At 60.2% G+C, this 18,632-nt stretch carries 20 protein-coding genes; 6 read left to right on the top strand and 14 right to left on the bottom strand.

Annotated elements, in window-relative coordinates:
- Positions 1-2 precede the first annotated feature (2 nt).
- The 4 genes from HU724_RS00280 (at position 3) to HU724_RS00265 (ending at position 2,288) form a co-directional block, all read left to right on the top strand.
- Positions 3-548, top strand: coding sequence for a hypothetical protein (locus tag HU724_RS00280; protein WP_186568797.1), 546 nt, complete (start codon positions 3-5; stop codon positions 546-548).
- Entirely contained in the window at positions 535-714 is a 180-nt protein-coding gene (locus HU724_RS00275) for a hypothetical protein (RefSeq protein WP_186568798.1), read from the top strand. The genes HU724_RS00280 and HU724_RS00275 overlap by 14 nt, the downstream gene beginning before the upstream one ends.
- A gap of 2 nt (positions 715-716) precedes the next feature.
- On the top strand, positions 717-1,790 hold the full coding sequence (locus tag HU724_RS00270) for a tetratricopeptide repeat protein (protein ID WP_186568799.1): 1,074 nt from the start codon (positions 717-719) through the stop codon (positions 1,788-1,790).
- Positions 1,791-1,856: 66 nt separating this feature from the next.
- Positions 1,857-2,288, top strand: a complete 432-nt coding sequence (locus HU724_RS00265; RefSeq protein WP_095119799.1) for a hypothetical protein — start codon at positions 1,857-1,859, stop codon at positions 2,286-2,288.
- Positions 2,289-2,345: 57 nt separating this feature from the next.
- Here HU724_RS00265 and HU724_RS00260 read toward each other — a convergent pair whose 3' ends face one another.
- Both HU724_RS00260 and HU724_RS00255 read right to left on the bottom strand, forming a co-directional pair.
- Positions 2,346-2,708 (bottom strand): DUF6124 family protein, encoded by a 363-nt coding sequence (locus HU724_RS00260; protein WP_186568800.1) that lies wholly within the window; start codon positions 2,706-2,708, stop codon positions 2,346-2,348.
- Positions 2,709-3,159: 451 nt separating this feature from the next.
- Positions 3,160-4,260 carry an IS110 family RNA-guided transposase gene (locus HU724_RS00255; RefSeq protein WP_189691555.1) on the bottom strand — a complete coding sequence of 367 codons (1,101 nt, stop codon included), beginning with the start codon at positions 4,258-4,260 and terminating at the stop codon, positions 3,160-3,162.
- A gap of 251 nt (positions 4,261-4,511) precedes the next feature.
- On the opposite strand from HU724_RS00255, the gene HU724_RS00250 reads away from it, so the two are divergent.
- Positions 4,512-4,895 carry a helicase gene (locus HU724_RS00250; RefSeq protein WP_186569477.1) on the top strand — a complete coding sequence of 128 codons (384 nt, stop codon included), beginning with the start codon at positions 4,512-4,514 and terminating at the stop codon, positions 4,893-4,895.
- 151 nt (positions 4,896-5,046) lie between these two features.
- Here HU724_RS00250 and HU724_RS00245 read toward each other — a convergent pair whose 3' ends face one another.
- The 6 genes from HU724_RS00245 to exbB all read right to left on the bottom strand — a co-directional run bounded on the left by HU724_RS00245 (position 5,047) and on the right by exbB (position 11,949).
- Positions 5,047-6,447: an aminoacyl-tRNA deacylase and HDOD domain-containing protein gene (locus HU724_RS00245; protein WP_186569476.1), complete on the bottom strand. Its 1,401-nt coding sequence runs from the start codon at positions 6,445-6,447 to the stop codon at positions 5,047-5,049.
- Positions 6,448-6,526: 79 nt separating this feature from the next.
- On the bottom strand, positions 6,527-8,602 hold the full coding sequence (recG, locus tag HU724_RS00240; protein ID WP_024014806.1) for an ATP-dependent DNA helicase RecG: 2,076 nt from the start codon (positions 8,600-8,602) through the stop codon (positions 6,527-6,529).
- 9 nt (positions 8,603-8,611) lie between these two features.
- Positions 8,612-9,541: a hydrogen peroxide-inducible genes activator gene (locus HU724_RS00235; RefSeq protein WP_024014805.1), complete on the bottom strand. Its 930-nt coding sequence runs from the start codon at positions 9,539-9,541 to the stop codon at positions 8,612-8,614.
- 276 nt (positions 9,542-9,817) lie between these two features.
- Entirely contained in the window at positions 9,818-10,564 is a 747-nt protein-coding gene (locus tag HU724_RS00230) for a TonB family protein (protein ID WP_042608108.1), read from the bottom strand.
- Entirely contained in the window at positions 10,561-10,989 is a 429-nt protein-coding gene (exbD, locus tag HU724_RS00225; protein WP_016772535.1) for a TonB system transport protein ExbD, read from the bottom strand. Before exbD ends, HU724_RS00230 begins: the two co-directional genes overlap by 4 nt.
- A gap of 6 nt (positions 10,990-10,995) precedes the next feature.
- On the bottom strand, positions 10,996-11,949 hold the full coding sequence (gene exbB / locus HU724_RS00220) for a tonB-system energizer ExbB (RefSeq protein ID WP_024014803.1): 954 nt from the start codon (positions 11,947-11,949) through the stop codon (positions 10,996-10,998).
- A 188-nt stretch (positions 11,950-12,137) separates the two neighbouring features.
- Between exbB and HU724_RS00215 the strand changes: the two genes are divergently transcribed.
- Positions 12,138-12,995 carry an SDR family oxidoreductase gene (locus tag HU724_RS00215; RefSeq protein ID WP_186569475.1) on the top strand — a complete coding sequence of 286 codons (858 nt, stop codon included), beginning with the start codon at positions 12,138-12,140 and terminating at the stop codon, positions 12,993-12,995.
- A gap of 140 nt (positions 12,996-13,135) precedes the next feature.
- Here HU724_RS00215 and HU724_RS00210 read toward each other — a convergent pair whose 3' ends face one another.
- From HU724_RS00210 to HU724_RS00185, 6 genes are all read right to left on the bottom strand, one after another.
- A complete protein-coding gene (locus HU724_RS00210; RefSeq protein ID WP_125927416.1) occupies positions 13,136-13,876 on the bottom strand; it encodes a hypothetical protein in 741 nt (246 codons plus the stop codon).
- A gap of 65 nt (positions 13,877-13,941) precedes the next feature.
- A complete protein-coding gene (locus HU724_RS00205; RefSeq protein ID WP_014340863.1) occupies positions 13,942-14,322 on the bottom strand; it encodes a RidA family protein in 381 nt (126 codons plus the stop codon).
- A gap of 24 nt (positions 14,323-14,346) precedes the next feature.
- Positions 14,347-16,452, bottom strand: a complete 2,106-nt coding sequence (gene spoT, locus HU724_RS00200; protein WP_007920338.1) for a bifunctional GTP diphosphokinase/guanosine-3',5'-bis pyrophosphate 3'-pyrophosphohydrolase — start codon at positions 16,450-16,452, stop codon at positions 14,347-14,349.
- Positions 16,453-16,509: 57 nt separating this feature from the next.
- Positions 16,510-16,773 carry a DNA-directed RNA polymerase subunit omega gene (gene rpoZ, locus HU724_RS00195; RefSeq protein WP_008030604.1) on the bottom strand — a complete coding sequence of 88 codons (264 nt, stop codon included), beginning with the start codon at positions 16,771-16,773 and terminating at the stop codon, positions 16,510-16,512.
- A 168-nt stretch (positions 16,774-16,941) separates the two neighbouring features.
- Positions 16,942-17,562, bottom strand: coding sequence for a guanylate kinase (gene gmk / locus HU724_RS00190; RefSeq protein ID WP_133335669.1), 621 nt, complete (start codon positions 17,560-17,562; stop codon positions 16,942-16,944).
- Between the two features lie 12 nt (positions 17,563-17,574).
- The gene (locus HU724_RS00185; protein WP_016770639.1) at positions 17,575-18,438 is read right to left on the bottom strand and encodes a YicC/YloC family endoribonuclease; all 864 of its coding nucleotides are present in this window, start codon (positions 18,436-18,438) and stop codon (positions 17,575-17,577) included.
- Positions 18,439-18,632 lie beyond the last annotated feature (194 nt).

Below are 18,632 nucleotides of genomic sequence, written 5' to 3'. Positions count from 1 at the left end.
GGATGAACCGTCTTCTCGCGGGCAGCCTTTCGCTGCTGCTCTCTCTGCCAGCTATCGCCGCGCCTTCGGACGCCTTTACCCAACGCGATGTCATGCAGTGCGGCGGTGTTGAAGTGGTGTTGGTGTCGTCTTGCCGATCGGTGACGGTGGATGGTGCGCAAACCCACGTCATCCCGGTCTGCTCCGACCAGACCATCAACATCGGTAGCAAAGTGCTTCGTCGCGATATCAGCAAAGTTTCACAACTCACTTCCGACGGTGCGAAGACGAAGATGTTGAGCAACGTCGTTGTGGCGATGGATTGCGTGGAAGGCACCAATGGCAGTCTTGTTTCGATAGGCGGATATGGCGGTTGCGGTGCCTGCGCGGAGTGGCATGGGTATTACTCGACAGCAGGGCGATTGGAGCAATACAGCTTCGATAATAACCAACGCTTGTTTGGCTCGAAGGGATCTCGGGAAGAGTTGATCAAGGCCTATGGCGTTACGAAGAGACAGCTAATGTCAGAAAGCCCGGCGGTGAAGAGGATCGTCTATGGCCAGCCTTAAATGGGTGTTGATGATCAGCAGTTTGTTCAGCGCTACCAATGTCTCGGCAAGAAGAAGCGCAGCGTTATTACCGCGATACCGCGACGCGATGAGTGCCGCCGGTAAAGCGCAGAAGATTCCGCAACGCGTCGTTGAGCGATCTGAAATTCAGGGACTGAGACAGTAAATATGTTCTTCCGCTTTATCGTGTTGAGCCTTGGGCTGCTAACCACTTCATACGCACTCGCTGCCCCACAAGTCCTGAAGGAAATTCCGGCTAGCTTGCTGGGTGATGCATCACGGCAAAAGGTATTTGTTCTGACGGGGGATGCGGACGATGCCTCCAATCGGTTGTTGATCGCGCCGGTGCAGGCACGTAATGAGGAAATTTTGCTCGATACGTCGAAGGCGCTGCCTCTGATCAAGAGTCAGTACTCGTCCTCTCTTCAGGGTGTCTTCAGCGTCCATGTACTCAAAGGTCGCCCTGGCGTCATGACCGTCATTGATCCACAGGCTGAGGAAGCTGTGGTCAAGCAACCGTTCGTTGAGGCTGGGGATTACATCGCGCTGGTAACCAGCGAGGAAGATAACGCGGTTTACAACTTCAACCTGTTGTTCGCCTTCAACAAAGGTTCAAAGCAGTTTGAGCTGAAAGCTCTGCTGGAAGTGGCGAACAACGACTCCTGTGACCGGTCGCTTGTTAGCGTAGTGGAGTTGCCGGTGCAGACACTGGGGCCCATCGCTCTCGCTTCTTTCGATGGGCGTGAAGTGCTGCAGAAGCTGCAGGTTGCTCGTACTGACAGTATTGAGGGCGTTAGAAAGAAGTTGATGACCGTCGATTCGGCTGATTTGCTGGATATGGCGCTGGCAGCCTACCGAAAGGGTGATGACTCTTCCTTCAAGGATACGATGAGCTACGCGTTGATGGGCGGTGGTTCGCATGACACTTGTCCCCCGGATAGCTATATCGTCGCAAAGTACTACTACCCGCAGCGTCCCGGCTGGTCCAACGACCTTGGGTTTTTACTGGGCGAGGCGGGTTTCTACGCTGAGTCGATTGAGTTGCTCGATGCAGTGGTTGCCAGCCACCCAAATAGGACGGTTGCTTACCTGAATCTCGCTGACAGTTATTGGGCCGTGAACGATAAAGAGCGGGCGGTGGCGGCGTACAAGCAATACGCATCGCGAATGTCTGAAGCGGGAAAAGCTTCGAAAATCCCGGCGAGGGTGGGTGAGCGCAGCGCTGTGGCGCCCGAGGCGTGACAAGAGCTCGTTGAGTTGCTGTAACTGTGTGTTCTGTACCCATGAACCGCTAAAGGAATATTCGGTTTGAAATTTTCGTCTGCATTGTTTTCCGCGTTGCTCGTTTTCGTTCCTCTGGCGGCTCATAGCGAGGTCACGACCGAGGTTTTTTGCTTCCGCTCCTACGAAGGCAAACCCATAAATTTTGAATTCCGAACCTATTACGACTCTGTCGCCAAGTGGAGCGGTGCTGGCGTCAAATACAGCAAGTCAAAAAAGGCTATTGGGCTGGTTCATCGCAGTACTGAACAAGAAGAACTCGTGTATGGCCGGCCCTACCAGTACACGACAACTTGGGTTGAAGTAGTTGATGGCGCACTGACAGGTGAGTATCAGATGGTCACTCAGGGTGGCCGGGTTGATGCGATGTCGTATACGAATTACAAATCCGCAAAGAAGTATTCGTTTGAAAACGATTACAACGTGGATTCGAAACCTGAAACAGGTTGCCAGTGGTGAAGCAGGGAATATTCAGAAAGGGGACTTAACGTCCCCTTTTTTCATCCACAGACTTCGCTACGGCTTGGCCGCCACGCTTCGCACTTCAATCTGGTCGAGCGTCCCTTCCACCATCAATCTCACCCCGTCCGCCATTCTGCTCAATGCCAGTGCAACCGAGCGGCGTGAGCCATCTATATCGTCCGCAAGGTCCGCAGCGATGATGCTGATGGATAGCAGGTCTTCCGAGGCGTTGGCCAGGAGGGCTTCGGCGTCGATGTCCGGGTTCAGGCTGAACAAGCCTTCGCGACGCGAGGCCTGAGGGAGGTCGGATTTGCCGAAGTGGTGATCGAGGGCGCGTTCGGCGGCTTCATGTAGTTTTCTTGAATCGAAGGATTCGTAGGGGGAGGTGTCCTCGGTGTTGGTCGTTGAATTGGTCATCAGTGTAAATCCCTTGGAGTAAGAAGAAATTGCTCCCGAATTCGGACTTGCACATCCGGTCACCGAATACCCGATGACGCAGAAAGCCTATCGGTGATCTTCAAGCTCGCCTAGTTCATGAACAGCACCGCACTTTGCAGGAAATTTCCCATAGATTTGCGGGCCGGAAGATCAAAAGATCGCAGGCTTCGCCAGCTCCTATGTATGGACTCGCCCCACCATTCAACCCGCTTTTGAACACTGCTACCCGGTTGCATCTATGTATAAGGCCTGTTCGAGGAAGCGTTGAGCGGCTTCTGGCCAACATTGGGTTAGCTCGCGGTATGCCGATTACAGTAAGGCCTCAAGGGCCAGTAGGAGCTCAGGCATCAATCCGCGACGGTCTGACCTGGGGTCAATGTTCTTCAGCATGGGTTGGAGCGGTTTACGCCCCGGTGGCAGAACTTTGTTGTCAGTGACTCATCGCAGCCTCCTGGCCATCGCCCGGCCGGCGCCGATAAGTCTGGTCGTTTTGCAGCAGCACCCAGAGGATGCGCAGATTTCGATTGGCTAATCGCACTGCTGCCTGCTTGCGGCCCAGGCGGGAAATCCAGCGCCAAAGACGCCTGTCGTCCGGCTGCTCTGAATCCGGACGTATCTGTCTTAAAACGGCATGAGCGCCCTGAATCGTTAAACTTCGCAGATAAGCGTCACCGTTCTTGCTCATTCCGCCCAATCGGTTTTTCTCGCCAGAGCTGTGCTGGCTGGGCACCAATCCGAAGTAGGCGGCGAACAAACGGGCGTTGGCGAAGCGTTCGGGTTCGGTCTGCTTGGCCAGCAGCGCCGTGGCAATGATCGGACCAACACCGCGCACCGTCATCAGCCGCTTCGCCGTTTCATCCTCATTCGCTGCCGTTTCCAGCCGACCGGTCAGCACGTTGACGCGCTCACCCAGTTGGCCCCACTCACCCAAAAGTTCGGCGATCAGTTCACGCAGCAAATCAGGTAGCGGCTGAGTGGCATCTTCCAGAACTCGAGGCACGAGCTGCCTGATCGCTATCTCACCCTGAGCCATGGCTACCCCATGTTCCAACAGCAAGGCGCGTATCTGATTACCCACCGCAGTGCGGCGCCGCACATAGCCCTGACGAGCCCTGTGCAGGGCCTGCATCGCCAGCGCCGCAGCACTCTTGATCGGTACTGCCGAAATTTTGCAGTCGCGGCCTGCACGCAAGATCGCCAATACATCGTTGCGATCATTTTTTGGGCCGCTACGATGACTGGCAACCAGCTGGGCCGGCAGGATGCGGACGGAATTACCCTGCATCTGGAGCAATCGCGCCCATGCTTGAGCGCCGGGCCCGGTTTCAACTAACACCGTAACGCTCGCGGGAAGCCCACGCAGAAATACCTGAAAGGCTTCTCGCGACTTGATTCGATCTTCGAAAATCACCTGACCGAGGGCATCCTCCCCAGCCACCTGAAAAACCCTCTTGGCAAGATCTATCGCAACTGTGGAGCATGCCGACACGTCGGCTGACAAGGATTGATCAATCGTCGTATGCTTTTTCATGGCCTCGCCCTCGCTGTCGTTGGCTTCTATAAGAATGCCACCGTGGCGCACAGACGCCTCGGCTTGGGCGAGTCCATCCAATTACAGAGATGTGTTTCAACAGGTGTAGGACGTTGCTTGCGGAATCGTGACTTGGCAGTCATCGTGCGGGAAAAAGTCCGCATCCTCTTCCATCAGAGTCAGATACTGGCGTTATCGTCCGAATCCCTTACACTGCCCCGGCCGTTCATTTTCCTTTTGAGGCTGTGCGCATGAAATTTCGTTTTCTCCTGTGGATGATGGGTTTGTTGATGGGTAAGGCCAGCCGGACCAATCCTGCGTTCCAGCAGCAGTTGGGTGACAAGGATCTGGTGTTTCAGCTGCAGACGCTGGATGCGAAAGTGGCGCGGCATTTCGTGGTCAAGGATCAGCGCATCACCAGCAAGTCTGGCGTGGTGGCAGAGCCGGCGTTTGCGATTGCGTTTAAAGATGCCGGTTATGGCTTTGCGACGATGCAGGCGAAGAACAAGCAGTTGGCGTTTATGGAGGGGATTCAGGACAAGTCGATCCAGCTGAAGGGCAATCCGGCGCTGGTGATGTGGTTTCAAGGGTTGATGAAGTATTTGGTGCCGAGGAAGGCTAAGCCTAAGGCTTGAGCCTTTGGTGACGCGGAGCGTCACGGGAGGCATCCCCACGCGGAGCGTGGGAACGATCAGTGGCTGTCTGGTAGACCGAGTTGGATTCTTCGCGAGCAGGCTCACTCCCACAGGGATTTGTGTAAATCCTGGGGAGCGGGCCTGTTCTGTTTTAGCCCTGACTGAACTGCGAGGCCAGTTCGCGCAGCAGGACTTCGGCTTCGAGGACTTTGCTGACCACGTCGTTAGCCTTGTCGCGCGTCAAACCAACACGTTCGAGCAGGGCGTCGGGGATGTCTTCGTCCGGCCCCGAACCGATGCCACGGCTGCGCAGCAGGCGTACGGCCAGGCAGACGAGGTTCGGGTATTCGGCGTAGGCGCCGTCGTAGCTTGGGTCGTGCTGGAAGCGCAGGGCGGTGGCCAGTTCGTCCGGCATGTCCCAGTAGCGCATCAGCCACGAGCCGATCTGTTCGCGGCTGATACCCAGCAGGTGTTGCTCGATGTAGCTGTGGCACAGGTGCGGGTTGACCTCCAGGTGACGGCAGATCAGCGAGAAGTGCGGCGGGAACACGTGGGCCAGCAGCAGGTAACCGAAGTTGTGCAGCAGACCAGCGAGGTAGGTCAGGCCGGCTTCCGGGCGCTGGGCGCGCGGCATGGCGCGGGTCAGGCCTTCGATGACGGCGGCGGTGTAGATCGACTGCTGCCAGTACGGCGTGGTGTGTTGCGGGTGGTCTTTTGGCAGGCTCAGGGTCTTGCCGAGGGCAAGGCCCAGCGCCAGGTTGATTACGAGATCAAAACCCAGCACGCGGACGATCGCGTCTTCCACCGAACGAATCTTGCCCGGCGAGGCGTAGTACGGCGACGCTGCCCAGCTCACCACTTGCGCTGCCAGCGCCGGATCGGTTTCAACGACGCCGGTGATGTCGTCGATGGTGGCGTTGGGGTCGACGCGCAGCTTGATGATTTTTTGTGCAGTTTCGGCCAGCGGCGGAATTTCGATGGTCGCTTCCAGACGTTGCTGAATGCGCCGCGCGGTGAACGCCTGCACGGCCTGGGTGATTTCCTCGCGGTCATCGTCCGGGCGGTCGAGGTTCGGGCGAATGCTGCTCAGGGCTTCGCCGAAGTTGGCGGCGCTGGCCTTGGTCAGCATCGATTTGAAGTCTTCGCTGCTGATTTCCAGCAGCAGGCCCGGCTCGCCGGAGTTGATCAGCAGCTTCGGCTCGCGCAGCAGGCTTTCTTCGTAGAGGCACGGCGAACTGGTCAGCGCCGGCAGGCCCGGCAGCAGGCTCAGATTGTGTTTGCCGAGCATCTTTTCCAGGCGCTCGGTGGACACGGCTGTGAGGCGGCGACCAGTGAGTTCGGCGAGGCGATTGAGATCCAGCAACTGGCTCTGTGGAAACAGCACCATCAACGCGCCCACGGCGTCATCCAGCAACACCGCCTGCACTTTGCGCGAGGCATTGAGGCCGTGGTGGTCGAGCACTTCTTCGTAGGCAACGCCCAGCTTGTTGAGCAGCAGCCGAATAACAGACGGAGCTTGCGGAGATTCGGGGACGAGAGCAGCTTCGGTCATGGTCTGTATCCGTTTTTGAAACAATGGCAGGAGTATAACCAGCTCTGTAGGAACGATCCTGCACAAACTGCGACGGTGCTCACACTTGGCCGTATTGCTGCCCATGGCGCAGCCAACGGTCAAGCAATGGGCTGACGTGGGTCGGCCAGCGCTCCAGCAAAGCCTGGGCGGCGTCGCGCACGGCGGGCAGCAGGTCGGCATCGCGCATCAGGTCGGCGACCTTGAATTGCAGCAGGCCGGTCTGACGGGTGCCGAGCATTTCCCCAGGGCCACGCAGTTCGAGGTCTTTTTCGGCGATGACGAAACCGTCGTTGGTCTCGCGCATGATGCCCAAACGCTGACGGCCGATCTGCGACAGCGGCGGGTGGTAGAGCAGCACACAATGGCTGGCCGCGCTGCCCCGACCAACCCGACCGCGCAACTGGTGCAGTTGCGCGAGGCCGAGGCGCTCGGGGTTTTCGATGATCATCAGGCTGGCGTTGGGCACGTCGACGCCGACTTCGATCACGGTGGTGGCGACCAGCAGTTGCAGGTTACCGGCCTTGAACTCGGCCATCACTGCGGCTTTCTCGACCGGCTTCATGCGCCCGTGAATCAGCCCGACTTTCAATTCGCCGAGGGCGGCGGTGAGGTCCTCGAACGTGGTTTCGGCGGCCTGGCAAGTCAGCTCTTCGGATTCTTCAATCAGCGTGCACACCCAATAGGCCTGTCGCCCTTCGGCGCAGGCGCTGCGTACTCGCTCGATGACTTCGACGCGGCGGGTGTCGGTGACCAGCACGGTGTTGACCGGCGTTCGCCCGGGCGGCAATTCATCGAGGATCGAGGTGTCGAGGTCGGCGTAGGCACTCATCGCCAATGTGCGTGGAATCGGCGTGGCGGTCATGATCAGTTGATGTGGGCACATGCGCCCGCCGACGCCTTTCTGCCGCAATGCCAGACGCTGTTGCACGCCGAAGCGGTGCTGTTCGTCGATGATCACCAGCGCAAGGTTCTTGAACTGCACTTCGTCCTGAAACAGCGCGTGGGTGCCGACCACCATTGGCGTGCCGCTGGCGATCTGTTCCAGCGCGGCGACGCGATTCTTGCCCTTGAGCTTGCCGGCCAGCCATGCGACTTCAATGCCCAGCGGTTCGAGCCAGCGCTTGAAGGTGATGAAGTGCTGTTCGGCGAGGATCTCGGTCGGTGCCATCAGCGCGACCTGATAACCGGCCTCCAGCGCCTGCAACGCGGCGAGGGCGGCAACCACGGTTTTACCCGCGCCGACGTCACCCTGAATCAGGCGCAACATCGGTTCGTGCTGGCTGAGGTCGTAGGCAATTTCATTGCCGACGCGTTGCTGAGCACCGGTTGGGCTGAAGCCGAGGTTCTTCAGGTATTTCGGCGGCAGCCTGGTGGCTTTCGGCATCGCTGGCGCGCGCAGGGAACGCATGCTTTCACGCAGACGCTGCTGCGACAGTTGATGGGTGAGCAGTTCTTCGAAAGCCAGGCGATGCTGCGCCCAGTGATGGCCAAGGGCGAGTTCATCGACATCGGCATCGGCGGGCGGGTTGTGCAGGTAACGGATCGCGTCGGCCAGCGGCGCCAGTTGGTAGTCGCGGGCCAGTTCGGTCGGCAGCCAGTCGGGCAGGGTGCTCGGCTTGAGCAGCGTCAGGGTCTGCATGCACAACTGGCGCAGGCGCTGTTGGGTCAGGCCTTCGGTGAGCGGATAGACCGGGGTCAGGGTTTCATCCACTGGCGGCGGTTCGTCGCCGGTGATGGCGCGGTATTCCGGGTGGTAGATTTCCAGGCCTGAGGCGCCGGGCCGGGCTTCACCGTAGCAGCGAACCCGCGTGCCACGCTTGAGGCCTTCTTTCTGCGCATTGCTGAAATGGTAGAAGCGCAGGCTCAGCCCGCCGGTGCCGTCCTGCAAGCGCACGACCAGGCTGCGGCGGCGACCCATGACTACATCGGCGCCGCTGACGGTGCCTTCGACCACGGCGTCCTGCCCCGGCCGCAATGCGCCGATCGGCACCACGCGGGTGCGATCCTGATAACGCAGTGGCAGGTGGAACAGCACGTCCTGCAGATTCTCCAGGCCAACCTTGGCCAGCTTCTCGGCCATGGCTTCGCCGACACCCTTGAGTGCCGTCACCGACACTTGCGACAGCTCCGTCATGACGCTCGCTTAACCGGCCGTAACCGGCGCGGCAGGCTTGGCCACCGAACACAGGCGAATGGAGTCGGCGAGGATCTCGATGGCTTTCGGCCGTGGGAAGCTCGCGCGCCAGGCGATCGCCACGGTGCGGAACGGCACCGGCGCGGTCAGTGGGCGCACTTCGATCACGCCGGGGGCGTAGTGATGGCTGTCCACTGCCGACAGCGGCAGGATCGAGATGCCCAAGCCGGAGGCGACCATGTGGCGAATGGTTTCCAGCGAGCTGGACTCGACCGTGGTGTGCTTGGCGCCGTCGTTGCCTTTGGTCAGGGTCGGGCAGGCCTCGAGCACCTGATCGCGGAAACAGTGGCCTTCACCGAGCAGCAGCAGGCTCTTGTCGTTGAGCAGGCCGGCGTCGATGGACTCTTTCTTGGTCCACGGGTGCTGGGCCGGCATCAGGACGTAGAACGGCTCGTCGTACAGCGGCAGGGTCAGCACGTCGGCTTCGTTGAACGGCAGGGCGATGATGATCGCGTCGAGCTCGCCGTTGCGCAGTTTGTCGCGCAGCACGTGGGTAAAGTTTTCTTCGATGTACAACGGCATCTGCGGGGCAACCCGGTGCAGTTGTGGGATCAGGTGCGGGAACAGGTACGGGCCGACGGTGTAGATGGCGCCGACTTTCAGCGGCGCGGTCAGCTGATTCTTGCCGGCCTGGGCCAGTTCGCGAATGCCTTGGGCCTGTTCCAGGACCTTCTGCGCCTGGGCGACGATGCCTTCGCCGACCGGGGTCAGGCGCACGGCGCTTTTGCTGCGCTCGAAAATCAGCACACCGAGTTCGTCTTCAAGTTTCTTCACGCCCACCGACAGCGTCGGCTGACTGACGTGGCAACGCTCGGCGGCATGGCCGAAATGCTGCTCTTGGGCGAGGGTAACGATGTAGCGTAATTCTGTGAGAGTCATAGCAAGCGTCCATGAAGATGCGCGCCAAGCATACCGGCTGCGATCGATAGACGCACGTTATCAGACTGCGGGCTGAGTGCGACACCGGTCGAGGTCGGTTTGCCGCTGGCAGATACGCAAAAGGCACCTTTCGGTGCCTCTTGGCTGGATCTACTGGTTAGCACATCACTTTGTGGGAGCGAGCTTGCTCGCGAATGCGGTATGTCAGACGAAACTGCTCTGACTGACCTGGCGCCTTCGCGAGCAAGCTCGCTCCCACAGGTATTGCGGTGTTGCTTAGCGACGGCGTTCGAGCGAATAAACAAACGGCGCAACAATTTCGATCGAGCCGTTGTTGAGCATGTCGGCCGGCGGCTTTGGCAGCGGTTGGGCGCGGCGGATCATGTCCAGGGTGGCCCGGTCCAGATCAGCGTTGCCAGAGCGGCCCACCAGTTCGAACGACAGCACATTACCTTCGCCATCAACCACGAAGCGCAGACGATTCAAGCCTTCCTTGCCACGCGATTGCGCACTCTGCGGGTACTTCTTGTACTTCTGCAGATGCGCGAGCAGGGTGCCTTGCCAACTGGCCTTGGCCGCCAACTGAGCCGGCGACGGACCTGGTGCAGGCTGGGCGGATTTCTCCGTCGGCGCCTGGGTCGGCTGAGTGTCGGCCGGTTTTTCCTCGGAAGGTTTTTCCTTCGGCGGCTCGGGCAGCTTTTTCTCGACCGGCTTCGGCGGTTTTGGCTTGGGCTTCGGCTTGGGTTTGGGTACCGCGATTTCCGCTTTCGGTGCTTCAGCCAGTTTCGGAATCGGCAATTCTTCCACCGGAGCCGGTGGCTGCGGCGGTGTGACGACTTTCGGCGGAGCCGGCGGTGGCGGGGCAGGCAACGGGGCCAGCTCGACCATCATTGCCTGCGGCGGCAATTCGATGGGCGGGCGGGCAGTCCAGTTCAGCGCCAGCGCGATGGCCAGCGCATGCACGCCCAGCACCACGGCCAGGCTACCGCTGTAACGCGTCAGCTTATGGCGCGTCGTGATCATTTCTTGGCTGCCGTCTCAAGACCGACCAGACCGACCTTCAGGTAACCGGCGGCGCGCAGGCTGTCCATCACGCTCATCAGGTCGCCGTAATCCACGCCTTTGTCGGCCTGGAAGAAGATGGTGGTGTCTTTCTTGCCCTGGGTCTTGGCGTCGAGGGTGGCGCCGAGGGTTTCGGCTTTCACTTCGTCGTCACCGAGGAACAGGCGCTGGTCAGCTTTCACACTGAGGAACACCGGTTTCTCTGGCCTCGGCGCCGGTTTGGCGGTCGAGGCGGGCAGGTCGACTTTGATGTCCACAGTGGCCAACGGCGCGGCCACCATGAAGATGATCAACAGCACCAGCATCACGTCGATGAACGGCGTGACGTTGATTTCGTGGTTCTCGGCCAGATCGTCGTCTGCGCCTTCTTTCAAATGCAGGCCCATGGCCGATTACCCCACTTTAACCATGTGCGGCTGCGAGCTGCGCTCAGGCTGGTGGTCGAGGTCGCGGCTGACCAGCAGCAGGACTTCTGCCGAGGCATCGGAGACCTGCGCCTTGTAACCGGCGATGGAGCGGGCGAAGACGTTGTAGATCACCACCGCAGGGATCGCCGCAACCAGACCCAGTGCAGTGGCCAGCAGGGCTTCAGCGATACCCGGTGCGACAACGGCGAGATTGGTGGTCTGGGTTTTGGCGATGCCGATGAACGAGTTCATGATGCCCCACACGGTACCGAACAGACCTACGAACGGTGCGGTCGAACCGATGGTGGCGAGGACGCCGGTGCCGCTGCTCATGTTGCGACCGCAGGCAGCAACAAGGCGCTCGAGGCGGAAGCTGACACGCTCCTTGATGCCTTCTTTCTCGCGGCTGTTGACCGACAGGCGCATCTCTTCGAGCGCGTCATGCACCAGCAGGTTGGCGAGGGTGCCTTCTTTACCAGCGGTGGCGCTGGCTTCCTTGAGGGTGGTGGCTTTTTTCAGTGCAGCGATTTCGCCACGCAGACGACGCTTGGCGCCCATCAGCTCGAAGCCTTTGGCGATCCAGATGGTCCAGGTGATGATCGAAGCGATGGCCAGACCGATCATCACGATTTTCACGATGATGTCGGCGTTCTGGTACATGCCCCACGGCGACAGGTCGTGGGCCATGCCCAAGGTGTTGTCGGCTTCGAGGACTTCAGGTGCGTCGGCCGCGTCGACAGCCTGCACCGGATCGGTGGCGGCCGGTGCAGCCGGAGCGGCAGCGGGTGCGCTCTGCTCGGTGGCGGCTGGGGTGGCGGGCGCTTGGGCGTCGGCGAAGGCGGCGGTCGGTGCCAGCATCAGGCTGAGCAACAGAGCCGCGACAGCGCTCCAGGCGCGAGGTCGAGTGGTTGGCGAAGCGGGAGTTTGATTACGTGTCATGCTGGCCGGACCTGAGATAGAAAAACGTTGTTGCTCTTCCAGGCCTCGTGAGGCCGAGAACAAAAGTGGCGTGCATTATTGCAAGTAATTCTTGTTAACAAAAGTAATAGAGTAACTTTTTTTCCTTCATTGCTAGCCGTTCGTCCTGTGCCAGAGCTAGTCTGTGCCTTTCCGATGGGAGTTTTCTGATGTCCGCGCCTTCTGTTTTGATTGCCGGTTGTGGTGATGTCGGCAGTCGTCTGGCCACGCAATTGCTGGCGGCTGGCTGGCAAGTCCATGGCCTGCGCCGCGACGTTTCCAAGCTGCCGGAGGGTGTCATCGGCGTCGCCGGCGATCTGTTCAACGAAGAATGCCCGGCGACCTGGCCGGTGGGTGCCGTGGATTATCTGGTGTATTGCGCTGCGGCCACCGACCACGATGAAGAGGGCTACCGCAAGGCCTACGTGCAAGGCTTGCAGAACGTGCTGAGCTGGCTGGACGACTATGGGCAAGTGCCTGAGCGGCTGATCTTCGTGTCGAGCAGCAGCGTGTACGGCCAGCAGGATGGAGCATGGGTGGATGAGACCTCCGAGACTGTCGCGGCCGGATATTCAGGTCGCTTGATGCTCGAAGCCGAGCAGGTCGCGCTCAATAGCGGCATCCCGGCAAGTGTGCTGCGCCTGACCGGCATTTACGGCCCGGGTCGCGAGTGGCTGCTGACTCAGGTGCGTGGCGGCTATCGCGTGGCGGTTGAGCCGCCGCTGTATGGCAATCGGATTCATGCCGATGATGCAGCGGGGCTGCTGGCGTTCCTGCTGGAAAAAGACCGCGAGGGCGTGCAGCTGGAGGATTTTTACATCGGCGTCGACGACGCGCCAGCGCCATTGGCCGAAGTGGTGGGCTGGTTGCGCGAGTACCTGGGTGTGACTGAATGGGCCGAAGACGCCAGCGTGCGCCGCACCGGCAGCAAGCGTTGCAGCAATGCGCGGGCGAAAGCGTTGGGGTGGGTGCCGAAATATCCCAGCTACCGTGAAGGCTACGCAGCGATTCTTGAAGGTAAGTGCTGAATTACCGGCAACACAAAAAACACTGTGGGAGCGAGCCTGCTCGCGAATGCGGTATGTCAGTCATTATCAGTTTGACTGACCCACCGCGTTCGCGAGCAGGCTCGCTCCCACATTTGATCTTCTGAGATTTCGGAGGCAGGTTACTGCTTCTCCAGCAACCACTTGCGCTCACCTGCGGCGAACTGCGGTTGCTCATCCGCTAGCGCAGCGTTCACTGCCTGCAGAATCTCCAGCTCCTTGCCCTTGCGCACAAAGATCCAGTTGTTGCCCTGGCCATTGAGTTGCAGCCACATGCTGTCGTTACCATTGCTCATCGACGCGCAATCTCCGGCGAGGCACAAGGCATAACGATCAACGCCCGGCAGGCCGGTTACCTGGCCGTCTGCCTGAAACTGCACCGTACCGCCTTCACCCTGACCGCTGGCGATGGTCCAGTTGCCGCCCAGATACGCCGAATACAGAGCACGTTCGAAGCTCGCACCGATTGGTGCGCCCTCGGGCACCGGGATCTGTGCGCGATCGAAAAGCTGCTCGGGTTCGTTGTCGCTGGCAGCTTGTTGCAGGCGCCCGCCATCGCGTTTCAGTTCGCTGGCCGAGCTGCCATAGAAGTCTACTTTCCAGGCGCCGGACTCTTCGCCCAGCAGCCGTCCTTCGACATTCTCAAAACCGTTGGTATAGCGGGCCTGACCGGCCTTGGTGTTGACGTCCCATTCCAGATTCGGGCCGTAAGCCTGCAGCGCTTCACGCAGGGGGCCGCCCTTGGCGGCGGCATCGATCGCCACCTGGTTGATCCAGGTGCCGCTGATGTCACGGTCGGCAGGGTCGCTGGCGCAGCCGCCGAGAAACAGGGCGAGCAGCGAGAGAGCTAGCGCTTTGCGCATGGTGGAATCCTTTCAAAACCTTTTCTTGCGGCAGTCGGCGCGGCGTGTAGGCCGCGCCGTGCGCATCACTCGATGACCAGAATGGCATCCATTTCAACCTGCGCACCCTTCGGCAGGGCGGCCACGCCAATGGCGGCGCGGGCAGGGTAAGGCTGGTCGAAATACTTGCCCATGATCTCGTTGACCTTGGCGAAGTGGCTCAGGTCGGTGAGGAAGATGTTCAGTTTGACGATGTCCTTGAACGAACCGCCGGCGGCTTCGGCCACGGCTTTGAGGTTCTCGAAGACCTGGACGGTCTGGGCTTCGAAGCCTTCGACCAGTTCCATGGTTTTCGGGTCCAGGGGAATCTGGCCCGACATGTAAACGGTGTTGCCTGCCTTGATCGCCTGGGAGTAAGTGCCAATGGCGGCCGGGGCCTTGTCGCTGGTGATGACGGTTTTGGTCATGTAGGACTCCTTGTAATAGGCAGGTTATGCACGCATGCGGGTGATGCGGATCACCCCGGTCAAAGCGCGCAGCTTCTTGATCACGCGGGCCAGGTGCACACGGTCGTGGACGCTGACCACCAACTGCACGACGCTGATGCGACCATCGCGTTCGTCCATGCTGATTTTCTCGATATTGCCGTCGGCTGCGTTGACGCTGCTGGCCAGCAGCGCGATCAGGCCGCGCTGATGTTCCAGTTCGACGCGCAGCTCGACGTTGAATTCGCCGGTGACATCCTTGGCCCACGAGAGCTGGATGCATTTTTCCGGGTTGTGCCTGATTTCGCTGATGTTGCGGCAGTTGTCCAGGTGCACGACCATGCCTTTGCCCGCCGACAGGTGCCCGACAATCGGGTCGCCGGGGATCGGCGTGCAGCACTTGGCGTAGCTGAGCACCAGGCCTTCGGTGCCGCGAATCGCCAGCGGACCTTCCGGGCTCGGCAGTTGCTCACCTTCGCCGAGCAGGCGACGGGCAACGACATAGGCCATGCGATTGCCCAGGCCGATGTCTTCGAGCAGGTCTTCGATCAGTTCGAGGCGATACTCGGTAAGCATGGCTTTGACGCGCTCGGCCGGAATCTTTTCCAGCGAGCTGTCGAAACCGTTGAGCACTTTGTTCAGCAGGCGTTCGCCGAGGCTGATGGACTCGGAGCGGCGCTGTAGCTTCAGCGCGTGGCGGATATGTGTGCGGGCCTTGCCGGTAACGACGAAGTTGAGCCACGCCGGGTTCGGCCGGGCGCCGGGAGCGCTGACGATCTCGACCGTGGAGCCGCTTTGCAGCGGTTCGGACAGCGGCGCGAGACGACGGTTGATGCGGCAGGCGATGCAGCTGTTGCCGACGTCGGTGTGTACCGCGTAGGCAAAGTCGACGGCCGTAGAGCCTTTGGGCAGCTCCATGATCCGGCCTTTGGGCGTGAACACGTAGACCTCGTCCGGGAACAGGTCGATCTTCACGCTTTCGATGAATTCCAGCGAGTTGCCGGCGCGTTGCTGCATTTCCAGCACGCCTTTGACCCATTGGCGAGCGCGTGCGTGCGTGCCTTTGGGCTGCTCGTCACCGCTGGATTTGTACAGCCAATGGGCGGCGATGCCGTTGTTGGCCATCTCTTCCATTTCGCGGGTGCGGATCTGGATCTCGATCGGTACACCGTGCATGCCGAACAGCGTGGTATGCAGCGACTGGTAGCCGTTGGCCTTGGGGATCGCGATGTAATCCTTGAAGCGCCCCGGCAACGGTTTGTACAAATTATGCACAGCACCCAGTACGCGGTAGCAGGTATCGACCTTGTCGACGATGATCCGGAACGCGTAGACGTCCATGATTTCGTTGAAGGCCCGACGCTTGCCGCGCATTTTCTTGTAGATGCCGTAGAGGTGTTTCTGCCGACCGCTGACTTCGCCCTGGATGCCGTCGATGGCGAGGCAGTGACCAAGGGATTCTTCGATCTTGTTGACGATTTCCTTGCGGTTGCCCCGGGCGCGCTTGACCGCCTGGTAGATCCGCGCGGAACGCATCGGGTGCATGGCCTTGAAGCCGAGGTCTTCGAATTCGATGCGGATCGCGTGCATGCCCAGCCGGTTGGCGATGGGTGCGTAGATCTCGAGGGTTTCCTTGGCGATGCGCCGGCGCTTTTCGCCGGACAGCACTTCCAGCGTGCGCATGTTGTGCAGACGGTCGGCGAGCTTGACCAGGATCACCCGGATGTCGCGCGCCATGGCCATGGCCATTTTCTGGAAGTTTTCCGCCTGGGCTTCGGCCTTGGTCTCGAAATTCATCTGGGTCAGTTTGCTGACCCCGTCGACCAGTTCGGCCACGGTTTCACCGAACTGCGCTTGCAGCGCTTCCTTGGCGATACCGGTGTCTTCGATCACGTCATGCAGCATCGCGGCCATCAGGCTCTGATGGTCCATGTGCATGTCGGCAAGAATATTGGCCACGGCAAGAGGATGCGTGACGTACGCCTCACCGCTGCGACGGCGCTGACCGTCATGGGCTTGTTCGGCGTAGAAATACGCTCGGCGGACCAGGTTGACCTGGTCGTTGCCGAGGTAGGTCGATAAGCGATCGGCGAGGGCGTCTATGCTCGGCATGATGATTCCTGCCGAAAGCTGTGACCCCGCGCCGTGCTACGTCGACCAGGCATAGGCTTAGACGGCCTCGTTCGACTCGTCCTCGAACGCTGCGAACAGCGGTTCATCCTGGACGATTTCCTGCTCGGCGATGAACTCGTAGCTCATCAGGCCTTCAGCAATTTCACGCAGCGCGACAACAGTCGGCTTGTCGTTTTCCCACTGCACCAATGGCTCTTTGCCGCCGGTGGCCAGTTGACGGGCACGCTTGGTAGAGAGCATGACCAGCTCAAAGCGGTTTTCCACGTGTTCTAGGCAGTCTTCAACGGTTACGCGGGCCATGGTATTCCTCGGAGCGAATGCAATATGCGCGCTGCCCGGTTGGGCGAGCGGACTGAGCAGTTTAAAAAATCACCAGCGATTAGGGAAGCGCTGATTTTTTGACCAGACCCTTCAACGCGCTGCAAGCACCAATGTAAAGCGCTTGCAGGCATTTTGGGAAGTGCTGTTTCAGCCGAGCAATTCAGCCAGCAATTTGCCGAAACGCACTTGCTGGCGTTTCTGTTGCAGCTGATTGGCGCGGAAAATCGCTTTCAGATCGTCCAGCGCGTGGGCGAAATCGTCGTTGATGATCAGGTAATCGTAGTCGACGTAATGGCTCATCTCGCTGACCGCCTCGCGCATGCGGCCGTCGATGATCTCGTCGCTGTCCTGGCCACGGTTGGTCAGGCGCTGGTGCAGGGCTTGCAGCGACGGCGGCAGGATGAAGATCGAGCGCGCCTGCGGCATCAGCTTGCGCACTTGCTCGGCGCCTTGCCAGTCGATTTCCAGAATCAGGTCGTGACCTTCGTCCAGGGTTTGCTGCAGGCGGCTTTGCGAGGTGCCGTAGAAGTTGCCGAAGACTTCGGCGCGCTCCAGAAAGTCTCCGTGCTCGCCCATCTTCACGAACTCTTCGCGGGTTACGAAGTGGTAGTTCACGCCGTCCACTTCGCCCGGGCGCATGGCGCGGGTGGTGTGCGAAACGGAAACGCGTATCTCCGCATCGGCGTCGGTCAAGGCCTTGACCAGACTGCTCTTGCCCGCGCCCGATGGCGCGGAAATGATGTACAGGGTGCCGGTGTGTTGGGTCATGTCAGGGTAGCCTTACTCAATATTTTGCACTTGTTCGCGCATCTGCTCGATCAACACCTTGAGGTTGACGGCGGCCTGGGTGCTGCGCGGGTCGAAGGCTTTGGAGCCCAGTGTGTTGGCTTCGCGGTTGAGCTCCTGCATCAGGAAGTCCAGACGCCGCCCGGCGGCCCCACCGGACTTGAGCACCCGGCGAACTTCGATGATGTGAGTGCTCAGGCGATCCAGTTCTTCGGCCACGTCGCTTTTTTGCGCGAGGATGACCATTTCCTGTTCCAGGCGCTGCGGGTCGAGCTCGGCCTTCATATCGGCAAAGCGATCGAGGACCTTCTGGCGCTGGGTGGCGAGCATCTGCGGCACCAGTTCACGCAGGGTTACCACGTCTTCTTCGATGGAAGTCAGGCGGTCGTTGATCAAGCGAGCCAGCTCCGCGCCTTCGCGCTCGCGGCCAGCCTTCAGATCCTTCAAGCCCTGATTGAACAGCGCCAGCGCTTCGGCATTCAGCGCTTGCGGGTCGGTCGCATCGGCCACCAGCACGCCGGGCCAGGCCAGCACTTCCAGAGGATTCAGCGCAGCCGGATTCTTGATCAGCCCGGCAACGGTTTCCGCAGCGGCCACCAGTTGCGCGGCGCGCTCGCGGTCCACTTGCAGCGGTTTGCCGGTGCTTTCTTCGGTGAAGCGCAGCGTGCATTCGAGTTTGCCCCGCGACAGGCCCTGACGCAGCGCTTCACGCACGGCGCCTTCGAGGTCGCGGAACGATTCGGGCAAGCGCAGGTGCGGTTCCAGATAGCGGCTGTTGACCGAGCGCAGTTCCCAGCTCAGGGTGCCCTGAACGCCGGCTTTCTCGACGCGGGCGAAGGCGGTCATGCTGTGCACCATGGCGGTGACCTCGCAATGCAGATCGGCGCGAAACGCTGTTTCGCAGGCGCGATTTCAATGAATTTAAGCCGACTGGCAGCAAAGGCGCAGGATTGTAGCGCAGTGCGGCGAATGCGCCCAAACACACGGTGTGACAAAGCGCTGCAGCCCGTCGGTTATGCGCGCTTGGGGGGGCTTCGGTCGTCGGCCGGCGG

It is taken from the genome of Pseudomonas iranensis (assembly GCF_014268585.2).
GTDB lineage: Bacteria > Pseudomonadota > Gammaproteobacteria > Pseudomonadales > Pseudomonadaceae > Aquipseudomonas > Aquipseudomonas iranensis.
The sequence above is the reverse complement of the archived record's forward strand: the minus strand, read 5'-3'. Positions and strand labels throughout refer to the sequence as shown.